The sequence below is a fragment of the Neobacillus sp. CF12 genome, assembly GCF_030348765.1.
Lineage (GTDB): Bacteria > Bacillota > Bacilli > Bacillales > Cytobacillaceae > Neobacillus.
Map to the genome: position 1 here is coordinate 3476219 of NZ_JAUCEU010000007.1, position 23929 is coordinate 3500147.

21 protein-coding genes are annotated in these 23929 nt (G+C 40.9%); 2 read left to right on the forward strand and 19 right to left on the reverse strand.

The window, feature by feature from the left end:
• Nucleotides 1-17 precede the first annotated feature (17 nt).
• The 7 genes from QUG14_RS16510 to QUG14_RS16540 all read right to left on the reverse strand — a co-directional run bounded on the left by QUG14_RS16510 (nt 18) and on the right by QUG14_RS16540 (nt 10204).
• On the reverse strand, nt 18-1184 hold the full coding sequence (locus QUG14_RS16510; protein ID WP_289341609.1) for a CamS family sex pheromone protein: 1167 nt from the start codon (nt 1182-1184) through the stop codon (nt 18-20).
• A gap of 12 nt (nt 1185-1196) precedes the next feature.
• Nucleotides 1197-3203: an NAD-dependent DNA ligase LigA gene (gene ligA, locus QUG14_RS16515; protein ID WP_289341610.1), complete on the reverse strand. Its 2007-nt coding sequence runs from the start codon at nt 3201-3203 to the stop codon at nt 1197-1199.
• 62 nt (nt 3204-3265) lie between these two features.
• Entirely contained in the window at nt 3266-5560 is a 2295-nt protein-coding gene (gene pcrA / locus QUG14_RS16520) for a DNA helicase PcrA (RefSeq protein ID WP_289341611.1), read from the reverse strand.
• Nucleotides 5561-5624: 64 nt separating this feature from the next.
• Nucleotides 5625-6308: a heptaprenylglyceryl phosphate synthase gene (gene pcrB / locus QUG14_RS16525; protein ID WP_289341612.1), complete on the reverse strand. Its 684-nt coding sequence runs from the start codon at nt 6306-6308 to the stop codon at nt 5625-5627.
• A gap of 688 nt (nt 6309-6996) precedes the next feature.
• Nucleotides 6997-7308 carry a YerC/YecD family TrpR-related protein gene (locus QUG14_RS16530; protein ID WP_289341613.1) on the reverse strand — a complete coding sequence of 104 codons (312 nt, stop codon included), beginning with the start codon at nt 7306-7308 and terminating at the stop codon, nt 6997-6999.
• A 27-nt stretch (nt 7309-7335) separates the two neighbouring features.
• Complete coding sequence (locus tag QUG14_RS16535) at nt 7336-8382, reverse strand: DUF3048 domain-containing protein (protein WP_289341614.1); 1047 nt, start codon at nt 8380-8382, stop codon at nt 7336-7338.
• Between the two features lie 79 nt (nt 8383-8461).
• Nucleotides 8462-10204 carry an adenine deaminase C-terminal domain-containing protein gene (locus QUG14_RS16540; RefSeq protein WP_289341615.1) on the reverse strand — a complete coding sequence of 581 codons (1743 nt, stop codon included), beginning with the start codon at nt 10202-10204 and terminating at the stop codon, nt 8462-8464.
• A gap of 167 nt (nt 10205-10371) precedes the next feature.
• On the opposite strand from QUG14_RS16540, the gene QUG14_RS16545 reads away from it, so the two are divergent.
• Together QUG14_RS16545 and QUG14_RS29770 are read left to right on the forward strand one after the other, a co-directional pair.
• Complete coding sequence (locus QUG14_RS16545) at nt 10372-10662, forward strand: YgaP family membrane protein (protein WP_289341616.1); 291 nt, start codon at nt 10372-10374, stop codon at nt 10660-10662.
• A 362-nt stretch (nt 10663-11024) separates the two neighbouring features.
• Nucleotides 11025-11114, forward strand: a complete 90-nt coding sequence (locus QUG14_RS29770) for an EYxxD motif small membrane protein (RefSeq protein ID WP_353961110.1) — start codon at nt 11025-11027, stop codon at nt 11112-11114.
• Here QUG14_RS29770 and purD read toward each other — a convergent pair.
• The 12 genes from purD to purE form a co-directional block, all read right to left on the reverse strand.
• A complete protein-coding gene (gene purD / locus QUG14_RS16550; protein WP_289341617.1) occupies nt 11092-12363 on the reverse strand; it encodes a phosphoribosylamine--glycine ligase in 1272 nt (423 codons plus the stop codon). The two genes, QUG14_RS29770 and purD, sit on opposite strands and share 23 nt — an antisense overlap.
• A gap of 15 nt (nt 12364-12378) precedes the next feature.
• Nucleotides 12379-13917 (reverse strand): bifunctional phosphoribosylaminoimidazolecarboxamide formyltransferase/IMP cyclohydrolase, encoded by a 1539-nt coding sequence (gene purH / locus QUG14_RS16555; RefSeq protein WP_289341618.1) that lies wholly within the window; start codon nt 13915-13917, stop codon nt 12379-12381.
• Nucleotides 13892-14494 carry a phosphoribosylglycinamide formyltransferase gene (purN, locus tag QUG14_RS16560; protein WP_289341619.1) on the reverse strand — a complete coding sequence of 201 codons (603 nt, stop codon included), beginning with the start codon at nt 14492-14494 and terminating at the stop codon, nt 13892-13894. The genes purH and purN overlap by 26 nt, the downstream gene beginning before the upstream one ends.
• Entirely contained in the window at nt 14491-15516 is a 1026-nt protein-coding gene (purM, locus tag QUG14_RS16565) for a phosphoribosylformylglycinamidine cyclo-ligase (protein ID WP_289341620.1), read from the reverse strand. The genes purN and purM overlap by 4 nt, the downstream gene beginning before the upstream one ends.
• 11 nt (nt 15517-15527) lie before the next feature.
• A complete protein-coding gene (gene purF / locus QUG14_RS16570; RefSeq protein WP_289341621.1) occupies nt 15528-16934 on the reverse strand; it encodes an amidophosphoribosyltransferase in 1407 nt (468 codons plus the stop codon).
• Nucleotides 16910-19135 (reverse strand): phosphoribosylformylglycinamidine synthase subunit PurL, encoded by a 2226-nt coding sequence (gene purL, locus QUG14_RS16575; RefSeq protein WP_289341622.1) that lies wholly within the window; start codon nt 19133-19135, stop codon nt 16910-16912. The genes purF and purL overlap by 25 nt, the downstream gene beginning before the upstream one ends.
• Nucleotides 19119-19802 (reverse strand): phosphoribosylformylglycinamidine synthase subunit PurQ, encoded by a 684-nt coding sequence (purQ, locus tag QUG14_RS16580; protein ID WP_289341623.1) that lies wholly within the window; start codon nt 19800-19802, stop codon nt 19119-19121. Before purQ ends, purL begins: the two co-directional genes overlap by 17 nt.
• A complete protein-coding gene (gene purS, locus QUG14_RS16585; protein WP_289341624.1) occupies nt 19799-20053 on the reverse strand; it encodes a phosphoribosylformylglycinamidine synthase subunit PurS in 255 nt (84 codons plus the stop codon). Before purS ends, purQ begins: the two co-directional genes overlap by 4 nt.
• Entirely contained in the window at nt 20046-20759 is a 714-nt protein-coding gene (purC, locus tag QUG14_RS16590) for a phosphoribosylaminoimidazolesuccinocarboxamide synthase (RefSeq protein ID WP_289341625.1), read from the reverse strand. Before purC ends, purS begins: the two co-directional genes overlap by 8 nt.
• Before the next feature lie 228 nt (nt 20760-20987).
• Nucleotides 20988-22286, reverse strand: coding sequence for an adenylosuccinate lyase (gene purB, locus QUG14_RS16595; RefSeq protein WP_289341626.1), 1299 nt, complete (start codon nt 22284-22286; stop codon nt 20988-20990).
• Entirely contained in the window at nt 22283-23431 is a 1149-nt protein-coding gene (gene purK, locus QUG14_RS16600; RefSeq protein ID WP_289341627.1) for a 5-(carboxyamino)imidazole ribonucleotide synthase, read from the reverse strand. Before purK ends, purB begins: the two co-directional genes overlap by 4 nt.
• Nucleotides 23424-23912, reverse strand: coding sequence for a 5-(carboxyamino)imidazole ribonucleotide mutase (gene purE, locus QUG14_RS16605; RefSeq protein ID WP_289341628.1), 489 nt, complete (start codon nt 23910-23912; stop codon nt 23424-23426). Before purE ends, purK begins: the two co-directional genes overlap by 8 nt.
• Nucleotides 23913-23929 lie beyond the last annotated feature (17 nt).

Below are 23929 nucleotides of genomic sequence, written 5' to 3' on the forward strand. Positions count from 1 at the left end.
CCCGGCATTAAGCCAGGTTAGTAAACATGCACAAATGGTTCGGCTTCATTTGCCTTTCGAACAATTAACGCTTCAGGTCCGTCAACAGATGTAACACTTACTGAAACAGATAAGTAATTTGGAAAATGCTCGAGGACAAGACCCGTTACATATTGCGTAAATCCAATGGCCTCTGATTTTCCATAGAATTGAATAGGAATCGAAATATCTAAATCAGTAAATTGATCTCCGATATAGAAGGCGCGGCCAATAACACCATTAAAGTTTGGAAAATATTCCTCAACATCCTGCTTAAAGTTTAAGAAAGCCGTCACATCGTCTCGGTGTGCCTCTTGAGCCTCTGTCGATGGAAAGAGGAAATACTTTTCATTTACCGGCTCCCAGGCACTAATCGTCGAACTTCCTTTTGCAACATTGGCATAAGTGAAAAACGTACCAGGGACGACTGATGAGCTGCTTTGCTGTTCAAACAGAGCAATGGTAATCGGAACATCCTTCAGGTTTTTCATTGTCCGCAGGCGTTTCAAGACCTCATCTGCAATCTTTTTACCTTCGCGTTCCATTTCAGCAAATTCAATTTTCCTCTCAAAGTATGGTTCCCCTACTGCAGTCCGGAAATAGTGGACGGAGTTTAGTGCCAGTCCAATCACGACACCGCCCAATTTAACAGTATCATTTTCACCTTTGATTAGGTAATCATGTTCTAAAATATGAGCTAAGTAGATAGGACTATTACTATTTCCTTCTTGAAAATCTGCACCATCTGGCATGAGTGGGTTTAAACCGATATTTTCCTCTTCATCCATCTTCTTTTCGGTTAATTGTGCTTCTGTGAATTTACGATTCAACCATAGTCTAACGGTATTTCTCTTTAGTTCCTGTCCTTCACGAAACAAATAGGTTTTTGGATCAAATTGATGTTGAGCAATTCTCTGTAAACCTGTTTCAAATTCGTTAATATCATATCTAGTATTAATATTTCCAACTATTAAACCACGTGCTTCCCCAGGTTCAAACGGTAAAATCGTCCGATAGTAGTTGTCTGAAATATTATATTTCGGAATAATTGCTTTCTCTTCCGTCTCTTCCTTTGTCTGCACAACATTCTCCTGCTTTTGAAAGTTTGGTGCACATCCACTAAGCAGTATAACAAGAGAAAGAGCGAGCAATGAGAGTTTTCTCACGTCATACACCTCTTATTTATTTAGTTCTACCAAGAGCTTCTCCTCGTCCCAAACTTCAATTCCCAGCGCCTCGGCCTTGGCAAGCTTTGATCCTGCCTCCTCACCCGCAATAACAAGGTGTGTCTTCTTGCTTACACTCCCCGATACATTTCCACCAAGTGCTTCAATTTTCTCCTTGGCTTCATTTCTCGAAAGTTGCTCTAACTTCCCTGTCAAAACGACCGTTTTACCAGCGAAGATACTATCTGATTCCGCTGCAGAAACCGGTTTAGCACCTTTATACTCCATATTGACTCCAACAGCATGAAGTTCCTTCAACAATTCTTCTGCTTCTTCTTGTTCAAAAAAGGCAACAATGGAATCAGCCATTTTATCACCAATTTCATTGATCGCTAATAAGTCTTCTTTTGAAGCTGCTGCCAATTTGTCCATTGTATCAAAGCTTTGAGCAAGGGTTTTAGCCGCTTTCGCACCAACGTGGCGAATTCCAAGACCAAATAACAATTTCTCTAGTGAATTTGCCTTTGAATCCTCAATTGCCTTTAGAAGATTACTTGCTGATTTCTCACCCATTCTTTCTAATGCCAAAAGTTGTTCACGCGTAAGTTTATAAATATCTGCAACATCGCTGATTAATTTTTCTCCAAAAAGCTGGCTGATCACTTTTTCACCTAAACCCTCAATATTCATCGCATCACGTGATACAAAATGAATCAAGCCTTCGCGAATTTGAGCAGGACATTTCGGATTGATGCATCGTAAAGCAACTTCCCCTTCGAAACGAACAAGTTCACTTTCACATTCTGGACAATGTGTCGGCATTTGAAAGTCACGCTCTTCCCCCGTTCGTTGCTCTGCAAGAACATTGACCACTTCAGGAATGATATCTCCTGCTTTTTTAACCACAACTTGGTCGCCAATCTTTATGTCCTTCTCGCGGATTAAGTCTTCATTATGCAAGGAGGCACGCTGGACTGTGGTACCTGCTACTTTAACTGGTTTTAGTATCGCTGTTGGTGTAACAACACCTGTCCTGCCGATACTTAATTCGATGTCCAAAAGGGTTGTAACCACTTCTTCTGCTGGAAACTTATAGGCAATTGCCCAGCGCGGACTTTTCGCGGTTGTACCAAGTGCTCTCTGGTGCTCATAGGAATCAACCTTAATAACAATACCATCTATTTCATACGGTAAATTCGGGCGCTTATCGACCCAGCTATTTACAAACTCTATAACCTCGTTAATCGTAGGGCACTTTCGCCGCTCTTTATTTGTTTTAAAGCCGAGATGATCTAAGTAATCCAGTCCCTCACTATGAGCAGCAGCGACCATCTCACCACCACCACCAATTCCATATAAAAAGACATCTAGATTGCGAGTCGCAGCAATTTTCGGATCTAGTTGGCGTAAAGAACCTGCCGCCGCGTTACGCGGGTTTGCAGCTAACTCTTCACCACGTTCAGCCTTTGCTTTGTTAAGCGCTTCAAAGGAGCTCTTCGGCATATAGGCTTCTCCACGAACTTCTAAGGTTGCATTTTCACGCAAGCGGAGAGGAATCGATTTGATCGTTTTTAGGTTGGCCGTTATATCCTCGCCAATGGTTCCATCTCCTCTTGTTGCTCCTTGAATAAATAAACCATCTTCATAGCGTAACGAAACAGCAAGACCATCAATCTTTAATTCACATACATAGGAAAAGTCATCTCCGACAGCCTGACGAATCCGTCGGTCAAAATCTCTTAAATCCTGCTCGTTGAAAGCATTACCTAAGCTCAACATTGGTGTTCGATGCTCTACTTTTTCAAATAAATCCAGTACATCTCCACCAACGCGAACGGACGGGGAGTCGGGTGTTCTTAGTTCTGGAAATGTTGCCTCGATCTCTAAAAGTTCCTGCATTAAACGGTCATATTCTGCATCCGGAACTGTGGGTTTATCCAGCACATAATACTCATAGCCATATTGATTTAATAGGCTTCTTAGTTCATTGACTTCCAATTCAGCTGTTTGAAGGTCCATAAATCCAGCCCTTTCATTGTAAAATTCTACGAGAATAGCCCCATGATAGGGGCAATTCTTTTTTATACCTTTTTTGTTATAGGTGCGAATTTGGCTAGCAGGCGCTTGATGCCAGTAGGACTTGGAAATGCAATGTCTAGCTCTGTTCCTTCACCTTCTCCTTTAACACTTACCACTGTGCCAATGCCCCATTTACCATGTTCAGCTTTATCGCCGACCCTCCAGCCGATGGTATCCCCGCCAGTGGAAGAGGCTACAGGTCTCATGACCGGTTTTCTAGTTACCGGGGTACCAAATGAGGTTCCTGTCGAACCAGAGGCACTCCTTCCGAAAGAAGTTCCCGTTGAAGGAGTGACACTCCTTCCAAAAGATGTCCCTCTTGATCCAAACGGAGTACTCTTCCGTTCCTCTTTTTCCACGCCTTCTAAAAGGTCTTCCGGAATTTCACTGATAAAACGGGATGCAGGATTCATGCTGGTACGCCCATACAACGTTCTCATCTGAGCATTTGTGATGAATAGAGTTTGCTCGGCCCGAGTAATACCTACATATGCCAAGCGTCGTTCTTCTTCCATCTCAGCTTCTTCCATTAATGAACGACTGTGAGGGAATACACCCTCCTCCAATCCAATTAGAAAGACAACTGGAAATTCTAAGCCTTTGGCAGAGTGCAATGTCATAAGAGTAATAGAATCCGTCTTTTCACCATCATCATCCAATGAGTCAATATCGGCAACAAGAGCTAAATCTGTTAAGAAAGCAACTAAACTCTTATCTTCATTCACTTCTTCAAAGTTCTTGGTTACAGATAATAATTCATCTAAGTTTTCCAGTCTGCTTTGGGCTTCAATGGACTTCTCTGCCTTAAGCATTTCACGGTAACCAGACTTATCTAAAATATCCTCAACCAGTTCTGTGACCGAAAGGAATTCCTGCATTTGAGTATAGTTTTTAATTAAATCTCTAAATTCTCTAGCCCCTTTGGTGATTTTCGGACTTAATCCTAAAAGTTCAACTGAGTCTAGTGCTTGAAAAATAGAAATATCATGCATGGCCGCAAAATTGGCCATTTTATCAACTGAACTTGAGCCAATTCCGCGTTTTGGTACGTTGATAATGCGCTGCAAGCTGATGTCATCATCTGGATTCGAAATGAGCCTCAAATACGCTAGCATGTCCTTGATTTCTTTTCTATCATAGAACTTCGTTCCGCCGACAATGCTATATTCAATATTTGATTTTAACAGCACTTCCTCCATTACACGGGACTGAGCATTCGTCCGGTAAAGGATTGCAACATCTGAATTTTTATATCTGCCATCGCGTGTTAATTCTTTTATTTTACCAGCAACAAACTGCGCTTCCCCCTGCTCACTATCTGCACGATAGTAAACAAGTTTGTTTCCTTCTGGGTTTTCCGTCCAAAGATTCTTTGCCTTGCGGGTTACATTATTTTCGATGACCTTATTTGCTGCAAGCAGTATTCTTTTTGTAGAGCGATAGTTTTGCTCTAAAAGAATAACTGTCGCATTTGGATAATCCTTTTCAAACGAGAGAATATTGGCAATATCTGCTCCACGCCAGCGATAGATCGACTGGTCGGAATCCCCAACAACGCATAGATTCTTAAAGCGATTCGCAAGAAATTTTACGAGCATATACTGTGCTCTGTTTGTATCCTGATATTCATCAACATGAATATACTGGAACTTCCGTTGATAATAATCAAGTACTTCAGGAACACGTTGGAACAATTGAATCGTCATCATAATCAAGTCATCGAAATCGAGCGCTTGATTCTTCCGTAACCTTTTCTGATATTCAGTATATACATCGCTGACTGTTTGTTCAAAATAGCCGCCAGCTGTTTTTGCATACTCTTCTGGATCAATTAATTCATTTTTTGCTGAGCTAATCGCACCTAAAATGGCGCGTGGATCATATTTTTTCGGATCAAGGTTCTTATCTTTAAGAATTCCTTTCACCACCGATTGTTGATCACCTGTATCTAAAATCGTAAAGTTGCGGTTATAGCCCATTCTGTCGATGTCCCTGCGCAAGATTCTTACACACATCGAGTGGAAAGTAGAAATCCAAATTTCCTCTGCCGCGCCGCCCATCATTTTCCCAATTCGCTCTCTCATTTCGCGAGATGCTTTATTTGTAAAAGTAATCGCTAAAATGTTATATGGATTCACACGTTTTTCTACAATTAAATAAGCAATTCGGTGCGTTAATACTCTAGTTTTTCCACTTCCAGCACCGGCCATTAGTAAAAGCGGACCGTCCGTTGCTTTCACGGCACTTTGCTGTTCTGGGTTTAAACCGTTTAAAAGCTTGTCAGTTAAATATTGCATCCCTTCACCACCATACCAAACATTTGTTCTTATTTTAACTCTTTATATCAATTTTAGCAAATTTTCATCGTACACTCTTTACTGTGGCTAATGCCTGTTCAAACTGATCATAAATGGCATTTCCGACCACAATGACATCCGCATGCTTAGCCATTTCTGCGGCTTGATCAACGGATGAAATTCCCCCGCCATAAAATAGGACTGTTTTCTCAAGTACCTTTTTAACTTCAGATACTACATGCGGGTCGCCAAATTTACCACTGTATTCAAGATAAAAGACTGGTAAATGGAACATCTTCTCCGCCATCATCGCATATGCTTTTACTTCCTCTATTGAAGCTGTGGTCATGGCAGAAGTCAGTTTGGCAGCTTTGCATTCCTCATTCAATATGCAGTAGCCTTCCATGACGATCTCTTCCCAATCCATAATCTCACCAAATTCTTTTACAGCCTGATGATGAAGCCCGGTTATCCACTTAGTATCATTGCTATTTAAGATTGTCGGAATAAAATAAAGGTCAAAACCAGGGGTCACCATTTCAATGCTTGAAACTTCGAGGACACAAGGAACGGTATAGCGGCGAATTCTTGCCATGAGATCGAGGACCTTTTCCAAGGTTACCCCATCACTTCCTCCAACTATAACCGCATCTGTTCCGGATTCACATATTTTCTCTAACTTATCATCCGGTATCTCTTTATTTGGATCGAGTTTAAACACATGGCGCCACTCGCGAAAATCATACATCCCAAGATCCTCCCATTCATCTTACATTACACCATTATAGCATTAGCGCAATCGAGAAAAAAACAAAACAGTAATTCAATCAATAGAAACTTTAACCAATGCGCTGCCAATCCATTCGGGGCTTATGCAACCAAGTCCCTATGCGCTAAAACATTAAAAACCGATGAGCAGTCTCTTTCAGTTTTTAGTTATTTTCTTAAAATACGTGCTGAAATGACAGTCTTAATGGCAACGTTATTGGTATATAAAAAAGTAAAAACTCGCGATAATTAGCGAGTTTTCTTTATAAGAATACAAAACCTTATTTCGAGTAACCAGCAAAAATAAAATAAGCGGAGGTTTTCCGGTTAAGATACAGAATGGAGTTCGTTTTGGGGTATATAAGCGGAGCTTTTCCGCTTATGCAAAGCAAAATCTCATAATTTTGACTTTTTTGAGTAAATAGGCGGAGTTTCTCCGTCTATTTAAGCTATTTTTAATGATATTTACTAATTAAGCGGAATTCTTCCGTCTATTTAAGCCATTTTTAATGATATTTACTAATTAAGCGGAATTCTTCCGTCTATTTATCAACTAGGGTGGTTAACCTGATTCCCCATAGCCAAAGGTATGAAATTTTGATAATAAAGAAAAAGACGTATGCCAATTCATACGTCAATTCTTGTGTCTATTAATAATTCTGCTTTGGTTATTTCTCTTCAGTTGTTTGTTCATTTTTAACACGTTCTAATACCATTTCATACGTATCATTACCAAAGTTCAAACAACGTTTTACACGTGAAATCGTTGCTGTACTAGCACCTGTTTCTGTCTCAATTTTATGATACGTATTTCCTTCACGAAGCATTCTAGCTACATCTAATCGCTGTGCAAGTGATTGAATTTCATTAATTGTACATAAATCATCAAAGAAGCGATAGCATTCTTCAAGGTCTTTCAATGAGAGTACAGCTTGAAATAACTGATCAAGCTCTTTCCCGCGCAGTTTATTAATTTGCATATGTTTTACCCCTTATTAGTTAAAGTATTATTTTACATTAAATGAAACGCTTGTTTGAAGTCCAGGATTCGTCGGTACCACATTAACCCAAGTCTTTCCCTGAACAAATGGTACAACTTTTCCATCCTTCACTGGAACAATTAAACCGTTATCATTTTTCCATTCGACTTCTATAACCTTACCTTTTTGCAATAAGTAGCCAGATCCCCCTGATTCAAAATCAATTTCCTTATGACCCACATTATCAATAACTTGATGAGTCGTCTCGATAATAAACAGATTATCTAACAGAATGGGTTCATTCGTCTCATGATCAATGGTTTGCTCCCCATTAGAGTAACGCTTGTATTTTCCAACTGAGCCGTCGTATTCATAAGTGGAGTCGAAAATCGCACTATTTGAATAAGAAATCATAACTGATTTCGCTTCATCCCCCGTAACGGATTTACTTTCATCCTCTGATAAAAACCGAAATTCAGGTGGAGACTGTTCCATTTCGTATTTCTTTTCCTTGGCACCTTTTAAAACATTTTCATAGCTAATATAGGAATTATGAGGCGCATCCCGGAATTTAGCCCTTTTAAACAAAGTACCATCATAAACCATCCCATTAAGGTTATCTACATAATCGTTTTCAAGCATTTTCTGTGCCTCTGCACTATAGCCATGAGCGATAAATAGAGCGTCTAGACCCTTAGCCAACTCAATGTAATAGTCCCTTGCACTACGTACTGGTCCAATATTTTCTGGTTTTTCACTTTGGAAAACTGCAAGAAACCGTGTAACATCACCCTCGGCAAGTATTTCATAAACAATATCGGCTTTATCTAAACCGGATTGCGGCCTAGCCTTTGGATGATTATTAACCATAACCGCCACTGCTCTTCCATCTGTCATTGTTTCTGAACCTACACCCGTTAATGGATAGTGGTAGGGTATCTCATTCTCAATCTCTTCTTGTACCACTTCTTCAACTTCTTTTACTGGCTCCTTTGGTCCACTAACCTTTTCTTTATCACTGCAGCCAACAAGCAGTAAAAGAGCTGCTGTTACTGCAACAGCCCATTTATTCATCTTAAAAAAACACTCCTAATACTTTACAACGGAAAGTATAAATTTTGTTGTTTTTATCCAATTAATTTACTTTTACATTTTAACGCATTATCGACGGAAAGAGAACAGTTTTGTTCATTACATCGTACATTCCTTGTTGAGTAATTCGGATATACGGTAAATGAGTAGCAGAAAAGAATAATAAACTGTAAACAGGATCTGAGAAGGAATATCCACGGTCCCTTAATTCAACAAGCAATTTCTTTTCCTCATTTATTAATTCCTTAATTGGAAGGTTTGACATAATTCCGTTAAGCCTTAACGGTACCTCACATACCACTTTTTCTTCCTCAACCATGACAATTCCACCGCCTAATTCCTTCATTCTATCAAAGGCGGCAAGCATATCACGTTTATTTTTTCCGATTAAAATAATATCTCCTGTATTAGAAAATGAACTAGCTAGTGCTGAAAGATTTGTTGCAAAACCTTTTAATAACGTATTAATCCTCCACTGGCCATTCCGATCTAGAAGTGTGAAGAAGCATTCATCATGGTCAGTTGACAGCTCATCACTTGAAGCATCAATCGCAATGGAATACGGTTTTGTAATAACCGAGTTCTCCATTTTGATCCCAAATGGCATAGAAAACTGTAAGTCGTCTATACTTAAATTCCAGTCTAGTTCCATTGGCTTCAGACCGTATTCATCCCAATTAATGGAGTGGTAGGCATCGATCACTTCTCCATCACGTTTTACCCATTGACCTTTTGCCAGCACGGAATGAGGTGTTGGATCTTCAATACTCGATAAGAAGTTAATATTTGCTACCCGGCCCGTTGCAATATTCCCATGCAGATGGTCAATGTTGTAATACCTTGCGATATTTACGGTTGCCATATTATACGCATCAATCACCGGTACCCCTTTTTCAATCGCAATCCGAATCATTTGGTCGGTAATACCTTGCTCATAAAAAGTCGATGTTGAGCCATCAGTGTTAAACATTAAACGATCATAGGCTTGAATTCCTAATCGTTTCATATCGTCGAGTAAGTCTGGCAGGTCCGGACGAATGGAAGAATATCTTAATGAAACCATATATCCCTGCATTAAGCGGTTATATACTTCTTCACCTGTCATTGCTTCATGATCACTATCTGCACCTAACAGCATCATTTTTGCTAATGTTTTCTCCGAGGCACCTGGAAAATGGCCCTCAATCTTTTTGCGCATCCGTTTTGCCTCTTGAATCCAATGAAGCATCATGTCATCGCCGTCTAACAGCTTAGGCCATCCCGTTAATTCCCCGCCTTGTAGAACAGCATCATGCTCTAACCACGACTTAATGTTGCTATGTGAAAAAACATCTTCTTCATTTAAAATTTCAGTTTGTGCATCAAAACGGCACCACCAGAACATAGTTGTTGGAATCGACCGTAAGTCTTTTAATAATGAAAACGCTTCCTTTTTCTTCAAATTCATAACCAAAGACATATTGTCATTGATGATCGTCGTTGTTCCAAACTGAGATGCATATGCCGCAAGAGTATGGGGATTATATAATTGATAAGGATGGGCATGCGGCTCGATATATCCTGGAACAAGTATTTCATTTGTGCAGTCAATAATTTCACAATTTTCCATCTGTGGCGGCAAATTTTCGCCGATATATACTATCCGATCTTCGTATATCCAAATATTCGCGCGCATCCACTGGCGAAATGTTTGATTTAAATACAAGGCATTTTTTAACAAAATGGTTGGTGAAGTTTTTCCATCTAAAACGGATACATGCATGCGTAAATGTTTATTTTTCCATCGATAACGTTGTTCGAGCATACGATACCCCTCCCTTTCTCAGAAGCTATCTATCTAGTATAAATATTGATTTATCAATAAAGAAAGCCCTTACAAAAATGATTTTACTCTATACTACCATATTTTATTGTTTAACGCATTAAAGAAATGGATATTTCCTGTAAAAATATTGTGAAGGAGTGAACAATGTGAACGTTACTAAAAATATTGGGATATTAAATGCATTAATTAGGATTACAATCGGGCTTACACTTCTATCTTGGAGTACGGCAAAAATGGTGAAGTTTCCGTGGAGAGACTCGTATTTGTTTATTGCCATTTGTGGAGCGATGAAGGTTGCTGAGGGAATTGTACGATTTTGCCCAGTAACGGCCTTGTTTGAAAGATATCAGGAAATGGAGCAGCAAACACCATTGGCACTTGGTGATGGGACACATACTGGCGATGTTGATCAAGTTCTACCTTATAATCCAACCTAAATAGTGGAGGAATCGTTCCCTTTATCTCCGATATTAAAGGAACTCGGGGAATATCCATTGGGCATCGTGCCCTCGCTTAGTTTTTTGGGTTTACAGTAACGATATCTTGGGATATCATACCCTTCACCTCGAATTTTTGGGGCATAGGGGAACAATTCTCCACTTATCATACCCTTTACCTAGGATTTTCGAGAATAATGGGAACGATTCCCTGCTAATCGTGCCCCTTTTATCGATGCTTCGAAAGCCACAGTAACAATTAGCCAGCCAAGACTAAACTAAAATCAATAAACGGGCTGACCTTAATTGGTCAGCCCGTGAAAGGGAGGTAATTTACAATGTTTTGGGAATATATACTAGATATGTCCTTCGTCCTTATCAGCTTAATCGGTGGTATTGTCGCTCTTTTATATGTGTTTATCCGCCGCTCTAACCGACGACGCGCCCGATAGCCTTCGAGCCGATATCCTTTCGATAGAAAACACCGTCACATATTAATTTATCAAGCTCACGGTAGACAGAATCCTGTGCTTCCTTCAAACTTTCAGCTTTTGCGCCAACTAGGAGAACTCTGCCTCCAGCAGTTTCAAATTCACCTAATTGGTTTTTATTTGTGCCTGCATGGAAGGTATAGACTTCTTTCGAAAAGTCCGCTAATCCTGATAGGACAGCTCCCTTTTCATATTGCTCTGGGTACCCTTTTGCTGCAACAACAACACCCACCATTGATTGTTCATCCCATTCTAACTCTGGAGTGCCGTCAGCTAAGACATCTAAAATGGTCTGAACTAAATCAGATTTTAACCTTGGTAAAATTACTTGTGTTTCCGGATCTCCAAACCGCGCATTAAACTCAATTACCTTGGGACCTTTATCACTCGCAATCAAACCTGCATATAGGATTCCACAAAAACTTCTTCCCTCTTGAACCATTGCTTTCGCTGCAGGCTTAAGGATGGTTTCAATTGCCGTTCCGACAATCTCATCCGCAATATGAGGTACAGGAGAATATGCACCCATTCCTCCTGTATTCGGACCCTTATCACCGTCAAAAGCACGTTTATGGTCTTGGGCAATTTCTAATGGGATAACAACTTCCCCATTTACAAATGCCATGAGCGAAAATTCCTCACCATCCAAAAACTCCTCAATAACCACCCGACTGGAAGCTTCACCAAATTTTTGGCCAACAAGCATTTCTTCTGTACTCTGTAATGCTTCTTCCAATGTTAAGGCAACGGTTACGCCTTTTCCAGCTGCTAATCCATCCGCTTTAATGACGATGGGAGCACCTTTTTCTTCAATATATTTCTTTGCTTCCTCAAAATTGGTGAATACAGCATACTCAGCAGTAGGAATTTCATATTTCCTCATGATTTCCTTTGCGAACGATTTGCTTCCTTCGATTTCTGCTGCCAATCTTCGCGGTCCAAACACAGCTAGACCTTCGGCTTCAAATTTATCTGCTAAACCTTCTAGCAAAGGCACTTCTGGTCCGATAATCGTTAGACCAATTCCCTGCTCGGTCGCAAATTGAATAAGTTGCTCATGATTACTTTCATCAATTAGAATACGTTCTGCAACGTCTTCCATCCCGTGATTACCAGGAGCCACAAATACTTTTTCTACAAGTGTGCTTTCACTTACTTTTCGGCACAGTGCATGTTCTCTTCCGCCTCGACCAATGATTAGAACCTTCATCCATTTCACCTCATATTAATGTTTAAAATGTCTAACTCCGGTAAAGACCATAGCAATTCCATACTCATCCGCTTTCTTGATGGAATCCTCGTCGCGAATCGAACCGCCTGGCTGAATGATCGCCGTAATTCCCGCTTTTGCTGCTGCTTCCACGGTATCATCCATTGGGAAAAAGGCATCTGAGGCCAGTGCTGCACCTGTTGCTTTTTCTCCTGCTTGTTTTAACGCAATCTCAGCGGCACCCACTCTGTTCATTTGTCCCGCACCAATTCCAATTGTCATATCCTCTTTTGTTACAACAATCGCATTGGATTTCACATGTTTGACAACCTTCCAGCCAAGCTTTAATGCTGCCCATTCCTGTTCCGTTGGCTGTCTTTTCGTTGGCACAGATAGTGTTGCATTCTCTAATGTATAGCAATCCTGCTCTTGAGCAAGCAATCCACCTTCAATCGTAGTCAACTTCATCTCTGGCTTTTTAGCATCTGAAAATGGAATCGTTAATAAACGAAGATTCTTTTTCGCTGTTAAAATTGATAATGCTTCTTCTGTGAAAGATGGTGCAATAATAATTTCTAAAAATATCTGATGAAGTTTTCCAGCTGTCTGGGCATCCACTTCGCTGTTAAAGGCAATAATTCCACCAAAAATAGAAACGGGGTCTGCTGCGAATGCTTTTTCAAACGCTGTAAAACTGTTCGTCCCTGTACCAATACCACAAGGATTCATATGTTTCACGGCAACTGCTGCAGGTTCGGAAAATTCTTTTACAATCTGCAAGGCTGCGTCCGCATCGTTAATATTATTATAAGAAAGCTCTTTACCGTGAAGCTGCTCCGCGTTTGCAATGGAGAAGGTAGAACCAAGTGGTTTTTTATAAAAAGCCGCTTTTTGATGAGGATTTTCTCCGTACCGAAGTGACTGCTTTAACTCATATGTAACCGTTAATGTTTCAGGTGTTTCTTCCTGTGCAAGCTCTGTCATGTATTCAGCAATTAATGCGTCATATGCTGCTGTGTGACGGAAAACCTTTGCCGCTAGCTTTCTGCGTGTTTCTAGCGTCGTTTTACCATCTGCTTTTAATTCCTCAATCACCGTTTTATAATCAGCAGGATCAACCAGCACTGTTACATATTGATGATTTTTTGCTGAAGCACGTAACATTGTAGGACCACCGATATCAATGTTTTCAATCGCGTCCTCTGTTGTTACATCTGTCTTTGCAATGGTTTGTTGAAAAGGATAAAGGTTCACACAAACAATTTGAATAGGATCGATGTTATGTTCTTCAAGCTGCTTTTGGTGTTGTTCGTCATCATGTTTGGCAAGTAAGCCCCCATGAATGAATGGATTTAACGTTTTTACACGTCCTTCTAATATTTCTGGAAAGCCGGTAACTTCACTTACACTAAGAACTGGAATTCCCTGCTCTTGAAGTGCTTTTTTCGTTCCGCCCGTTGATATAATTTCAAAACCTAAGCTGACTAACTCTTTAGCAAAATCAGAAATACCATTTTTATCAGAAACACTAATAAGTGCGCGCTTTTTCGTCACTTTTAACTTCCCCTCTCGTTAACAGCATTTGCAAGATAGATGGATAAAGCTTATGCTCGATATTTTGAATTTTCCTTTGCAGACTCTCTCTTGTTTCCTTTTCACTTAGGCGGACACGTTCCTGGACAATGATGGGCCCCGTATCCATACCTTCATCAACATAATGGATGGTAACTCCACTCCATTTCGCTTTTGCAGCTAATGCCTGACCAATCGCGTCTTTACCAGGAAAGGCAGGAAGAATCGAAGGATGAATATTAACAATTCTTCCTGCATACTCCCCAAGCAATGTTGGGCCAATTAGCCTCATAAATCCTGCCAGTACGATAAATTCTACACCATAACTTGTTAATTTCTCCAAAATGGCTTTTTCATAAGCTTCTTTGGAGCTATATTCCTTTGGATTAAAGGAAAAGCTTGGAATATGGGCGATGTTAGCTCTCTCAACAGCATAGGCTCCAGGTTTGTCACAAACGAGGAGGGCAATGTCTGCCTTAAGCTCTCCTCTTTTCACTACATCCATAATCGCTTGAAAATTGCTTCCAGATCCTGAGGCAAAAACAGCAATTTTTTTCATCGACGACCACCGAAAGTAATGCCTTCTTCTGCCGTTACAACCCCGATTTCATAGGCAGTTTCTCCGCACTTTTTTAAATAATCCATCACATCTGCAGCGATATCTTTATCAACAGCCATCACCATGCCGATACCCATATTAAAAATATTATACATTTCCTGCGGTTCAATTTGGCCAACCGTAGTGATTAAATTAAAAATCGGTGGGATCTCCCAGCTTTTTTCATAAATCGCTGCTCCAAGTCCCTTAGGGAGCATCCGGGGTATATTCTCAATAAAACCGCCGCCAGTAATATGGGCCATACCTTTTATATCGAATTTCTTTAGAGTGGACAGAACCGGTTTCACATAAATTTTGGTTGGTTTTATTAACTCTTCTCCCAAGCTGCAGCCGAGTTCGTCAACATATTCCGTTAATGCCCAATTATTAAACACCTTTCTTACTAGTGAATAACCATTGCTGTGAATTCCACTTGACGCCAATCCGATTAGCACATCTCCAGGCTTAATGGATTCTCCTGTGATCAATTGGGATTTTTCACAAGCCCCAACCGTAAACCCCGCTAAGTCGTACTCATTTTCACTATATAATCCTGGCATTTCTGCTGTTTCTCCGCCGATAAGGGCACAGCCTGCCTGCTCACAACCGTCCGCAATTCCTTTTACAATTGCCTCAATCTTTTCAGGATCTGCCTTTCCACAGGCAATGTAATCTAAAAAGAACAAAGGCTCTGCCCCTTGGACCACAATATCATTGACGCACATCGCGACAGCATCAATACCGATTGTATCATGCTGATCCAGCCAAAAGGCAATCATCAACTTCGTACCCACTCCGTCCGTTCCGGATACAAGAACAGGCTCTTTTAAGTTAAGTGCTGACAGGTCAAACATCCCGCCGAACCCGCCAAGACTCCCTAATACACCTGCTCGGGCTGTTTTTTGTACATGCTTTTTCATTCTTTCAACAGCCTCATAGCCTGCTTCAATGTTTACGCCTGCCTGTGTATAAGCATTCGCCATGATGGTCCCCCCTATTTCTGATAATAATATTGGAGTGTATCTGGATAAATTTCAGTTGGATAGTCTCCAGTAAAGCAGCCAAGACAGAAGCCATTCGTTCCTTCGGTTTTCATGATTGCTCCTACCATTCCCTCTTTACTTAGGAACGTTAAGGAATCCGCACCAATCAACTGTCTAATTTCCTCAACTGATTTATCTGAAGCTATCAATTCTTCCTTCGAAGAGGTATCAATCCCATAGAAACAAGGGTTTTTAATCGGAGGGGAACTGATTACAACGTGTACCTCTGTCGCTCCTGCCTCTTTTAGCAGATTTACAATTCGTCTGCTCGTCGTTCCTCGTACGATAGAGTCATCAACCATAACGACACGTTTTCCTTCCACAACACCACGAACCGCAGACAACTTCATCTTTACACCTTGCTCCCGTAATGATTGGGTTGGCTGAATGAAGGTTCTGCCTACATATTTATTTTTAATTAATCCCATCTCATAAGGAATACCTGCCGCTTCTGCATAACCGATTGCTGCTGAAATACTGGAATCTGGAACTCCCGTTACTACATCGGCTTCAATTGGTGCTTCTACAGCCAATCTTTTCCCCATATTTTTACGGGCTGTATGAACATTGATTCCCTGGATATTGCTATCAGGTCTTGAAAAATAAACATACTCCATTGTACAAATCGACTTAGTTGAATTGAACGCAAATTGTTCTGAGGTTATTCCCTCTTCATTGATGATTAATAATTCTCCAGGTCTGATATCACGGATGTATTCAGCTCCAACAACATCAAACGCACAGGTTTCCGAAGCAACCACATAAGCATCTCCAAGACAGCCAAGTGAAAGTGGTCTTAATCCATGAGGATCAAGGGCAACCATTAGCTCATTCTCTGTTAGAATCAAATAAGCATACGCCCCTTTTAGCATCGAAAGTGCATTTTTCACCTGATCTTTTAATTGGGAGAATCCGCTTCTTCTTATTAAATGAGCTAAAACTTCCGTGTCAGAGCTTGTTTGAAAAATACTTCCCTGTGTTTCGAGTTGATGTTTAAGGGAATTAGCATTTACAAGATTACCATTATGAGCAAGAGCAAGGCTTCCAGTTTGGGAATGGAACAACAAAGGCTGGACATTCTCATATCCGCCGCCTCCAGCTGTTGCATATCGAACATGCCCAATCGCAGAGGTTCCCTTTAATTCTTCCATCACTTTTGCTGTAAAAATCTCTGAAACTAAGCCTTCACCTTTTACAACTCTAAGCTTCTCTCCGTTAGATACGACAATCCCTGTACCCTCTTGACCGCGGTGCTGCAGGCTATGGAGTCCGTAATAGGTAAGCTGTGCAGAGTCTGGATGTCCCCAGACCCCAAAAACTCCGCACTCTTCATTTAATCCCTTGATTTCAGCAAGCATGGGATAGCTCCTTTCCAGGCGTCCTTCAATTGGTTTACAGAAGCTTCTAAAACGATATTATTTTCAGCTGTGACTTTTAATGTCGCAGTATTATTTACTTCACCAATCTGTTTAGCAGCTACTAAGCTTTCAAACTCTTGTTGGTGTTCCTTTTTCACCGTTAAGAGGAAACGGGATTGTGTTTCACTAAATAATGCAGTAACTGGGTTGCCATCAATTGTGATGGCTGCACCTAGCTGTTCTTGGCCAAAAAGACTTTCAGCGACCGCAACACCTAGACCACCTTCAGAAAGGTCATGTGCCGATTGAACAACTCCTGCACGAATTGCAGCTAACACTTGATTCTGTCTTTCTTTTTCTAGTTGAATATTCAGTTCAGGCGCTTTACCAAAAATCCGTCCGTTTTGCAGTTTTTGTAACTCACTGCCTCCAAACTCAGGCTTTGTTTCTCCAACTAAGTAAATAAGGTCACCACTCGTTTTAAAGTTCTGAGTCGTAATATGATCAAGATCTGTTACCAAGCCCACCATTCCAATTACCGGTGTTGGGTAAATCGCTGTTCCACTTGTTTCGTTATATAAAGAGACGTTACCGCCAATTACCGGAGTTTCAAGAACGGTACAAGCCTCACTGATTCCATCTGCTGCTTTTTCAATCTGCCAGAACACTTCTGGTTTTTCTGGATTTCCAAAGTTAAGGTTATCGGTAATCGCTAATGGTTCGGCACCAGAGCAGACAATATTACGTGCTGCTTCTGCTACGGCAATTTTCCCGCCCACTTCTGGGTCTAAATAGACATAGCGTGAATTACAATCTGTCGTCATCGCTAATGCTTTTCGCGTACCACGTATCCGGACGACTGCAGCATCAGAACCTGGAGACACAACTGTATTGGTGCGCACCATATAGTCATATTGCTGATAAACCCATTCCTTACTTGCTATCGTCGGCTGACTTAATAGCTGTAGAAGCGTTTCTTTTGGATCATTAACCTGAGGAATATCCGTCTCCATAGCCTGGAATTCCTGATAATAAGCAGGAACTTTTGATGGTTTATGATAGACAGGAGCGTCTTCTGCTAAAGAGTCCACCGGAACATCCGCAACCACTTCTCCGTTATGGATTAACCTAAGTTTCTTGTCATCTGTTACATGACCGATAGCCACTGCCTCTAAATCGTACTTAGAGAATAGTTCGTTGATTTCTTGCTCTCTTCCCTTTTTAATAACAATCAACATACGTTCCTGGGATTCTGAAAGCATCATTTCATAAGCCGTCATTCCTGTTTCACGCTGTGGAACAAGATCTAGGTTCATTTCAATACCCATACCAGCTTTACTTGCCATTTCCGCTGAAGAACTTGTTAATCCGGCTGCACCCATATCCTGAATCCCTACAAGTGCATCGGAATGGATAAGCTCAAGACAAGCTTCTAGTAAAAGCTTTTCCATGAATGGATCGCCGACCTGAACGGCTGGACGGTTTTCATCGGATTGCTCGGTTAATTCTTCAGAAGCAAAGGTTGCGCCATGAATTCCATCACGTCCTGTTTTGGCACCAACATACATAACGGTATTGCCAACACCTTGTGCTAAGCCCTTCTTAATGTCTTTATGGTCAATCAAGCCGACACACATTGCATTAACTAAAGGATTTCCGTCATAGCTAGATTCAAACTGTACTTCACCGCCAACAGTTGGGATTCCAATACAGTTTCCGTACCCAGCAATTCCAGCAACTACTTCTTTAAACAAGTAACGGACCCTTGCTGAATCCAATTCACCGAAACGAAGTGAGTTTAATAGAGCAATAGGACGTGCTCCCATTGAGAAAATATCGCGGATAATGCCGCCTACACCCGTTGCTGCACCTTGGTATGGTTCAATGGCAGAAGGGTGGTTATGGCTTTCAATTTTAAAAACAACCGCTTGATTGTCACCGATATCAACAATGCCAGCACCTTCACCAGGACCTTGGAGGACTCTTTCACCTGTAATCGGGAATTTTTTCAGGACTGGCTTTGAATTCTTGTAACTGCAATGCTCTGACCACATAACCGAGAAAAGGCCTGTTTCAGTGTAGTTCGGCGTCCGCCCTAGGATATTTTCAATCAGCGTAAATTCTTCATCGGATAAGCCCATTTGCTGATAAAGTTTTTCTGTCTTTACTTGATCTGGTCTTGGTTCATGCTTTAACAACATTTGCTTCCCTCCAGCTTCTTACAATCGATTGAAATAATTTCAAGCCATCTGCCCCGCCTAATAACTCATCTACGGCTCTTTCAGGGTGAGGCATCATTCCAAGTACATTTCCTTTTTCATTGATAATTCCAGCTATATCTTCTAAGCTTCCGTTCGGGTTATCTTGGTAAGTAAAAACGATTTGGTTATTTTCTTTAAGCTTCGCGAGCGTTTCTTCGTCACAGTAGTAGTTTCCTTCACCATGAGCGACAGGGATCGAAATCGTTTCTCCTTGCGCGTAGGCGCTAGAAAACATCGACTGATTGTTCACTACCTTTAATTCAACTGGTTTACAGATAAACGAAAGACTTTCATTTCGTCTCATAGCCCCAGGCAGCAATCCTGCTTCTAGTAATATTTGAAATCCGTTGCAGACACCTAGAATTGGTTTCCCTGCTTCTGATGCTTTTACAACTGCTTGCATGACCTTACTAAAACGAGCAATGGCACCTGTACGTAAATAATCACCATATGAAAAACCACCAGGAAGTAAGATTCCATCAAACTCATCTAAACTTTCTGTGTCATGCCATACATATTCTACCTGCTCACCAAGTTCATCCTTTATCGCATGGTACATATCGATGTCACAGTTAGACCCTGGAAAAACGATGACTGCAAACTTCACTGAGGAACACACTCCTCTACTTCATAACGGTAATCTTCAATAACTGGATTAGCGAGCAATTTGCTGCAAACCTCATTAATTACTTCATCAAGGTCACGTTCTGATTTTTCAAGAGTTAGTTCCATATATTTACCGATTCGAACATCAGATACTTCCGGATAATTTAATGATTGAAGTGAATGGGTCACTGCTTTCCCCTGTGGATCTAGTACACTTTCTCTTAACGTCACATATACCTTTACTTTATACATGCTGTTTTCCCCCTAATCTGGCTAAAATGGTTTCATACGCTTCTGTTAGACTGCCTAGGTCGCGACGGAATACATCCTTATCGAGCTTTTCATTTGTCTTTTTATCCCAAAGTCTACAAGTGTCTGGTGAAATCTCATCTGCTAATAAAATGTTACCTTCAGCGTCTTTACCAAACTCAAGTTTAAAGTCTATAAGATTAATTCCTAATTCGTTAAAAAAGCTTGATAAAACTGTATTAATTTTTAGTGCTTTTTCTTTTAAGATGGTTAGTTCCTCTGTTGTTGCTATGTTCAATTCGTAGATATGGCCAGTGGTTAGCAATGGGTCACCAAGGTCATCATTTTTTAAATAAAATTCAACTAATGGCTTTGTTAACTCTTTACCTTCTTCGATTCCTAATCGCTTGGAAAGACTTCCTGCAGCGATATTGCGAACGACAACTTCAAGCGGAATAATGGTTACCCTCTTTACCAGCTGTTCTGTTTCAGAAATTCGCTTAATAAAATGCGATGGGATACCCTGTTCCTGAAGCTTTAAAAATAGCAAACTAGTAATTTCGTTATTCAAACGGCCTTTACCCGTTATATCTGCCTTCTTTTGCCCGTTGAAGGCTGTTGCCGAATCTTTATATTCAATTAAAACAGTTTGTTCATCTTCTGTTCTAAAAATCCGCTTCGCTTTTCCTTCATAGAGAAGTTCTCTCATTAAGAATCACTCCTATTTCGCAATATTGGGAATCTTCTAGGTAATATTGGCCACCTTTAGTGACCAATTTTTCAGTTTTTCTTGAATTTCGGTCACTCATATCCTTCATGAGTGACCACTTTTTCAGTTTTTCATCGATTCTGGTCACTCATCACCTTCATAAGTGACCACTTTCTCATTTTTCACTGGATTTCGGTCACTCATCGCCTTTACGAATGACTAATACCCTTAGCCGTTCAACCCTAATCGATCAAAGATGGTATCAACATGCTGCAGGTGGTAGTTGTAATCGAAGCAGTCTGCAATTTCTTCTGCCGAAAGCAGGCTGGTAATCTTCGCATCTCCTTCAACCAATCCTCGGAATGGCACTTGATTATCCCATGATTCCGCTGTTTTTGGCTGCACGGTATCGTAAGCTTCTTCACGCGATAATCCCTTATCAATCAACGCAAGCAGTACACGTTGTGAGTAAATCAATCCTAGCGTACGGTCCATGTTACGCTTCATGTTTTCAGGATAAACAGTTAGGTTTTTAATGATGTTGCCAAATCGATTTAACATGTAGTTCAAGGCAATCGTTGCATCTGGTAAAATGATTCGCTCTGCAGAAGAGTGTGAAATATCACGCTCATGCCATAGGGGAACATTTTCATAGGCTGTCATCATATAGCCGCGAATTACACGAGCAAGACCAGTCATATTTTCAGACCCAATTGGATTTCGTTTATGAGGCATAGCCGAAGATCCTTTTTGACCTTTTGCAAAAAACTCTTCCACTTCACGAGTTTCACTTTTTTGCAATCCACGAACTTCAACCGCAAACTTTTCAACCGAAGTCGCAATCAATGCAAGAGTGGCCATATAGTGCGCGTGACGGTCACGTTGCAAGGTTTGAGTTGAGATTGGTGCAGGCTGGGTACCCAGTTTTTCACACACATATTGTTCGACAAACGGGTTGATATTCGCGTACGTTCCAACTGCTCCAGAAATCTTCCCAAACTCCACACCAGCAGCCGCCTGATTGAATCGTTCCAGGTTACGTTTCATTTCTTCATACCATAGAGCAAGCTTTAATCCAAATGTAGTTGGTTCAGCGTGCACCCCGTGCGTACGTCCCATCATAACAGTAAATTTATGCTCGATTGCTTTGTTCTTTAAGATTTCAATAAAGTTTTCTAGGTCTTTCCGGATAATCGCATTGGCTTGCTTTAGTAAGTAAGAAAGTGCAGTATCAACCACATCCGTTGAAGTTAATCCGTAATGCACCCACTTGCGCTCTTCCCCTAATGTCTCGGATACTGCGCGCGTAAAAGCAACGACATCATGTCTTGTTTCTTCTTCGATTTCTTTAATCCGTTCAATATTAAAGGATGCATTTTCACGAAGCTTCTTTACGTCCTCTTTCGGAATTTCGCCTAACTCTGCCCATGCCTCACATGCAAGGATTTCAACCTCTAGCCAAGCATTAAAACGGTTTTCATCTGTCCATATTGCACCCATTTCAGGTCTCGTATAACGATCAATCATCTTTTTGCCTCCAGACTTTTATCTTCCCAAATCAAACTTTTCTCAACTTCTTCAATGGCAGTCTCAACAGAATCACAAAGAATGGTTACATGCCCCATTTTTCTTTTGAATTTTGCCTCACTTTTACCATATAAATGAACTTTCCAATCACGTACGTTTGTTACTTTATCTAACACGTTTTGAACATGCTCTCCTAATATATTTACCATAACGGCAGGCTTTAATAGCTCTGTCTTACCGAGGGGCAGGTTACACACAGCCCTGATATGCTGTTCGAATTGTGATGTTTCACATGCCTCTATCGTATAATGCCCTGAATTATGCGGTCTAGGAGCGAGTTCATTTATGTAAATGTTATCCCCCGCTGTTAAAAACATTTCAACCGCCAGTGTTCCCACTAACTCAAATGCATTAGCAAGTTGTATCGCAGATTGAATTGCCCTATCCTCCGCTTGTTTACTAATACGTGCTGGAGCAATGGTTTGGTGGAGTATATTATCCTGATGAATATTTTCTCCAACCGGGAATACCGCTGTTTCACCTTTTGCACTTCTAACGATAATGACTGAAATTTCTTTCGTAAAAGAAATCCATTTTTCCAAGATACATTGTCCGTTTTCAAGAAGGACTTGAGCCTTTTCAATATCCTGACTATTTTTAAGAACTACTTGCCCTTTGCCGTCATAACCGCCTCGCGCTGTTTTCAATACAACGGGATAGCCAAGCTGTTCACAATTTTCATGAAGGTCATTCAAGGAATTAATCACCGCATATGGCGCCACCTGGACACCAGCGTTTGCAATTGCTGCTTTTTCTTTCACGCGGTCTTGAGTAATTTCTAGTAAGTTCTTACCTTGTGGCACATAAGCTTGATTACATAGCCATTCTAACGCTCGGGCATCGATATTTTCAAATTCATACGTAATGACATCACTTACTTCAGCGAGCTTCCTTATCGCGTCTAAATCATCATAGTCACCAATTACCTTATAATCTGCCACCTGACCGCAAGGAGAATCTTCAACAGGGTCTAATACAGCAATTCGATAACCCATTGCTCTTGCGGAAAGGGCCATCATTCTTCCCAGCTGGCCGCCGCCAATTATTCCGATTGTCTGACCCGGTAAAATAGCTTCATTAGACAAGTTGATCACTACTTTCTATTACCGTCATTTTAGACTCCAAACGGACTTGTTCTAATCGTTCTTGTATTTTCGAGTCGGTAATCGATACAATTTGGGCTGCCAATAACCCTGCATTGGTTGCCCCTGCTTTACCAATTGCCACCGTTGCCACCGGTACACCTGCTGGCATTTGCACGATAGACAATAATGAGTCCATTCCATTCAATGCCTTTGATTGAACAGGAACCCCGATAACTGGCAGAGTTGTCTTTGCTGCAACCATACCAGGTAAATGTGCCGCTCCACCTGCACCAGCGATAATCACTTTAATTCCTCTTACTCTAGCATTCTCTGCAAAATCAAACATTAAATCTGGAGTGCGGTGGGCTGAAACCACCTTTTTTTCATACGGAACCTCTAGCTGGTCAAGGATTTCACAAGTGTGCTTCATCGTTTCCCAATCTGATTTGCTCCCCATTATTACCGCCACAATCGGATTCATGTTCTCTCTCCTTTGTC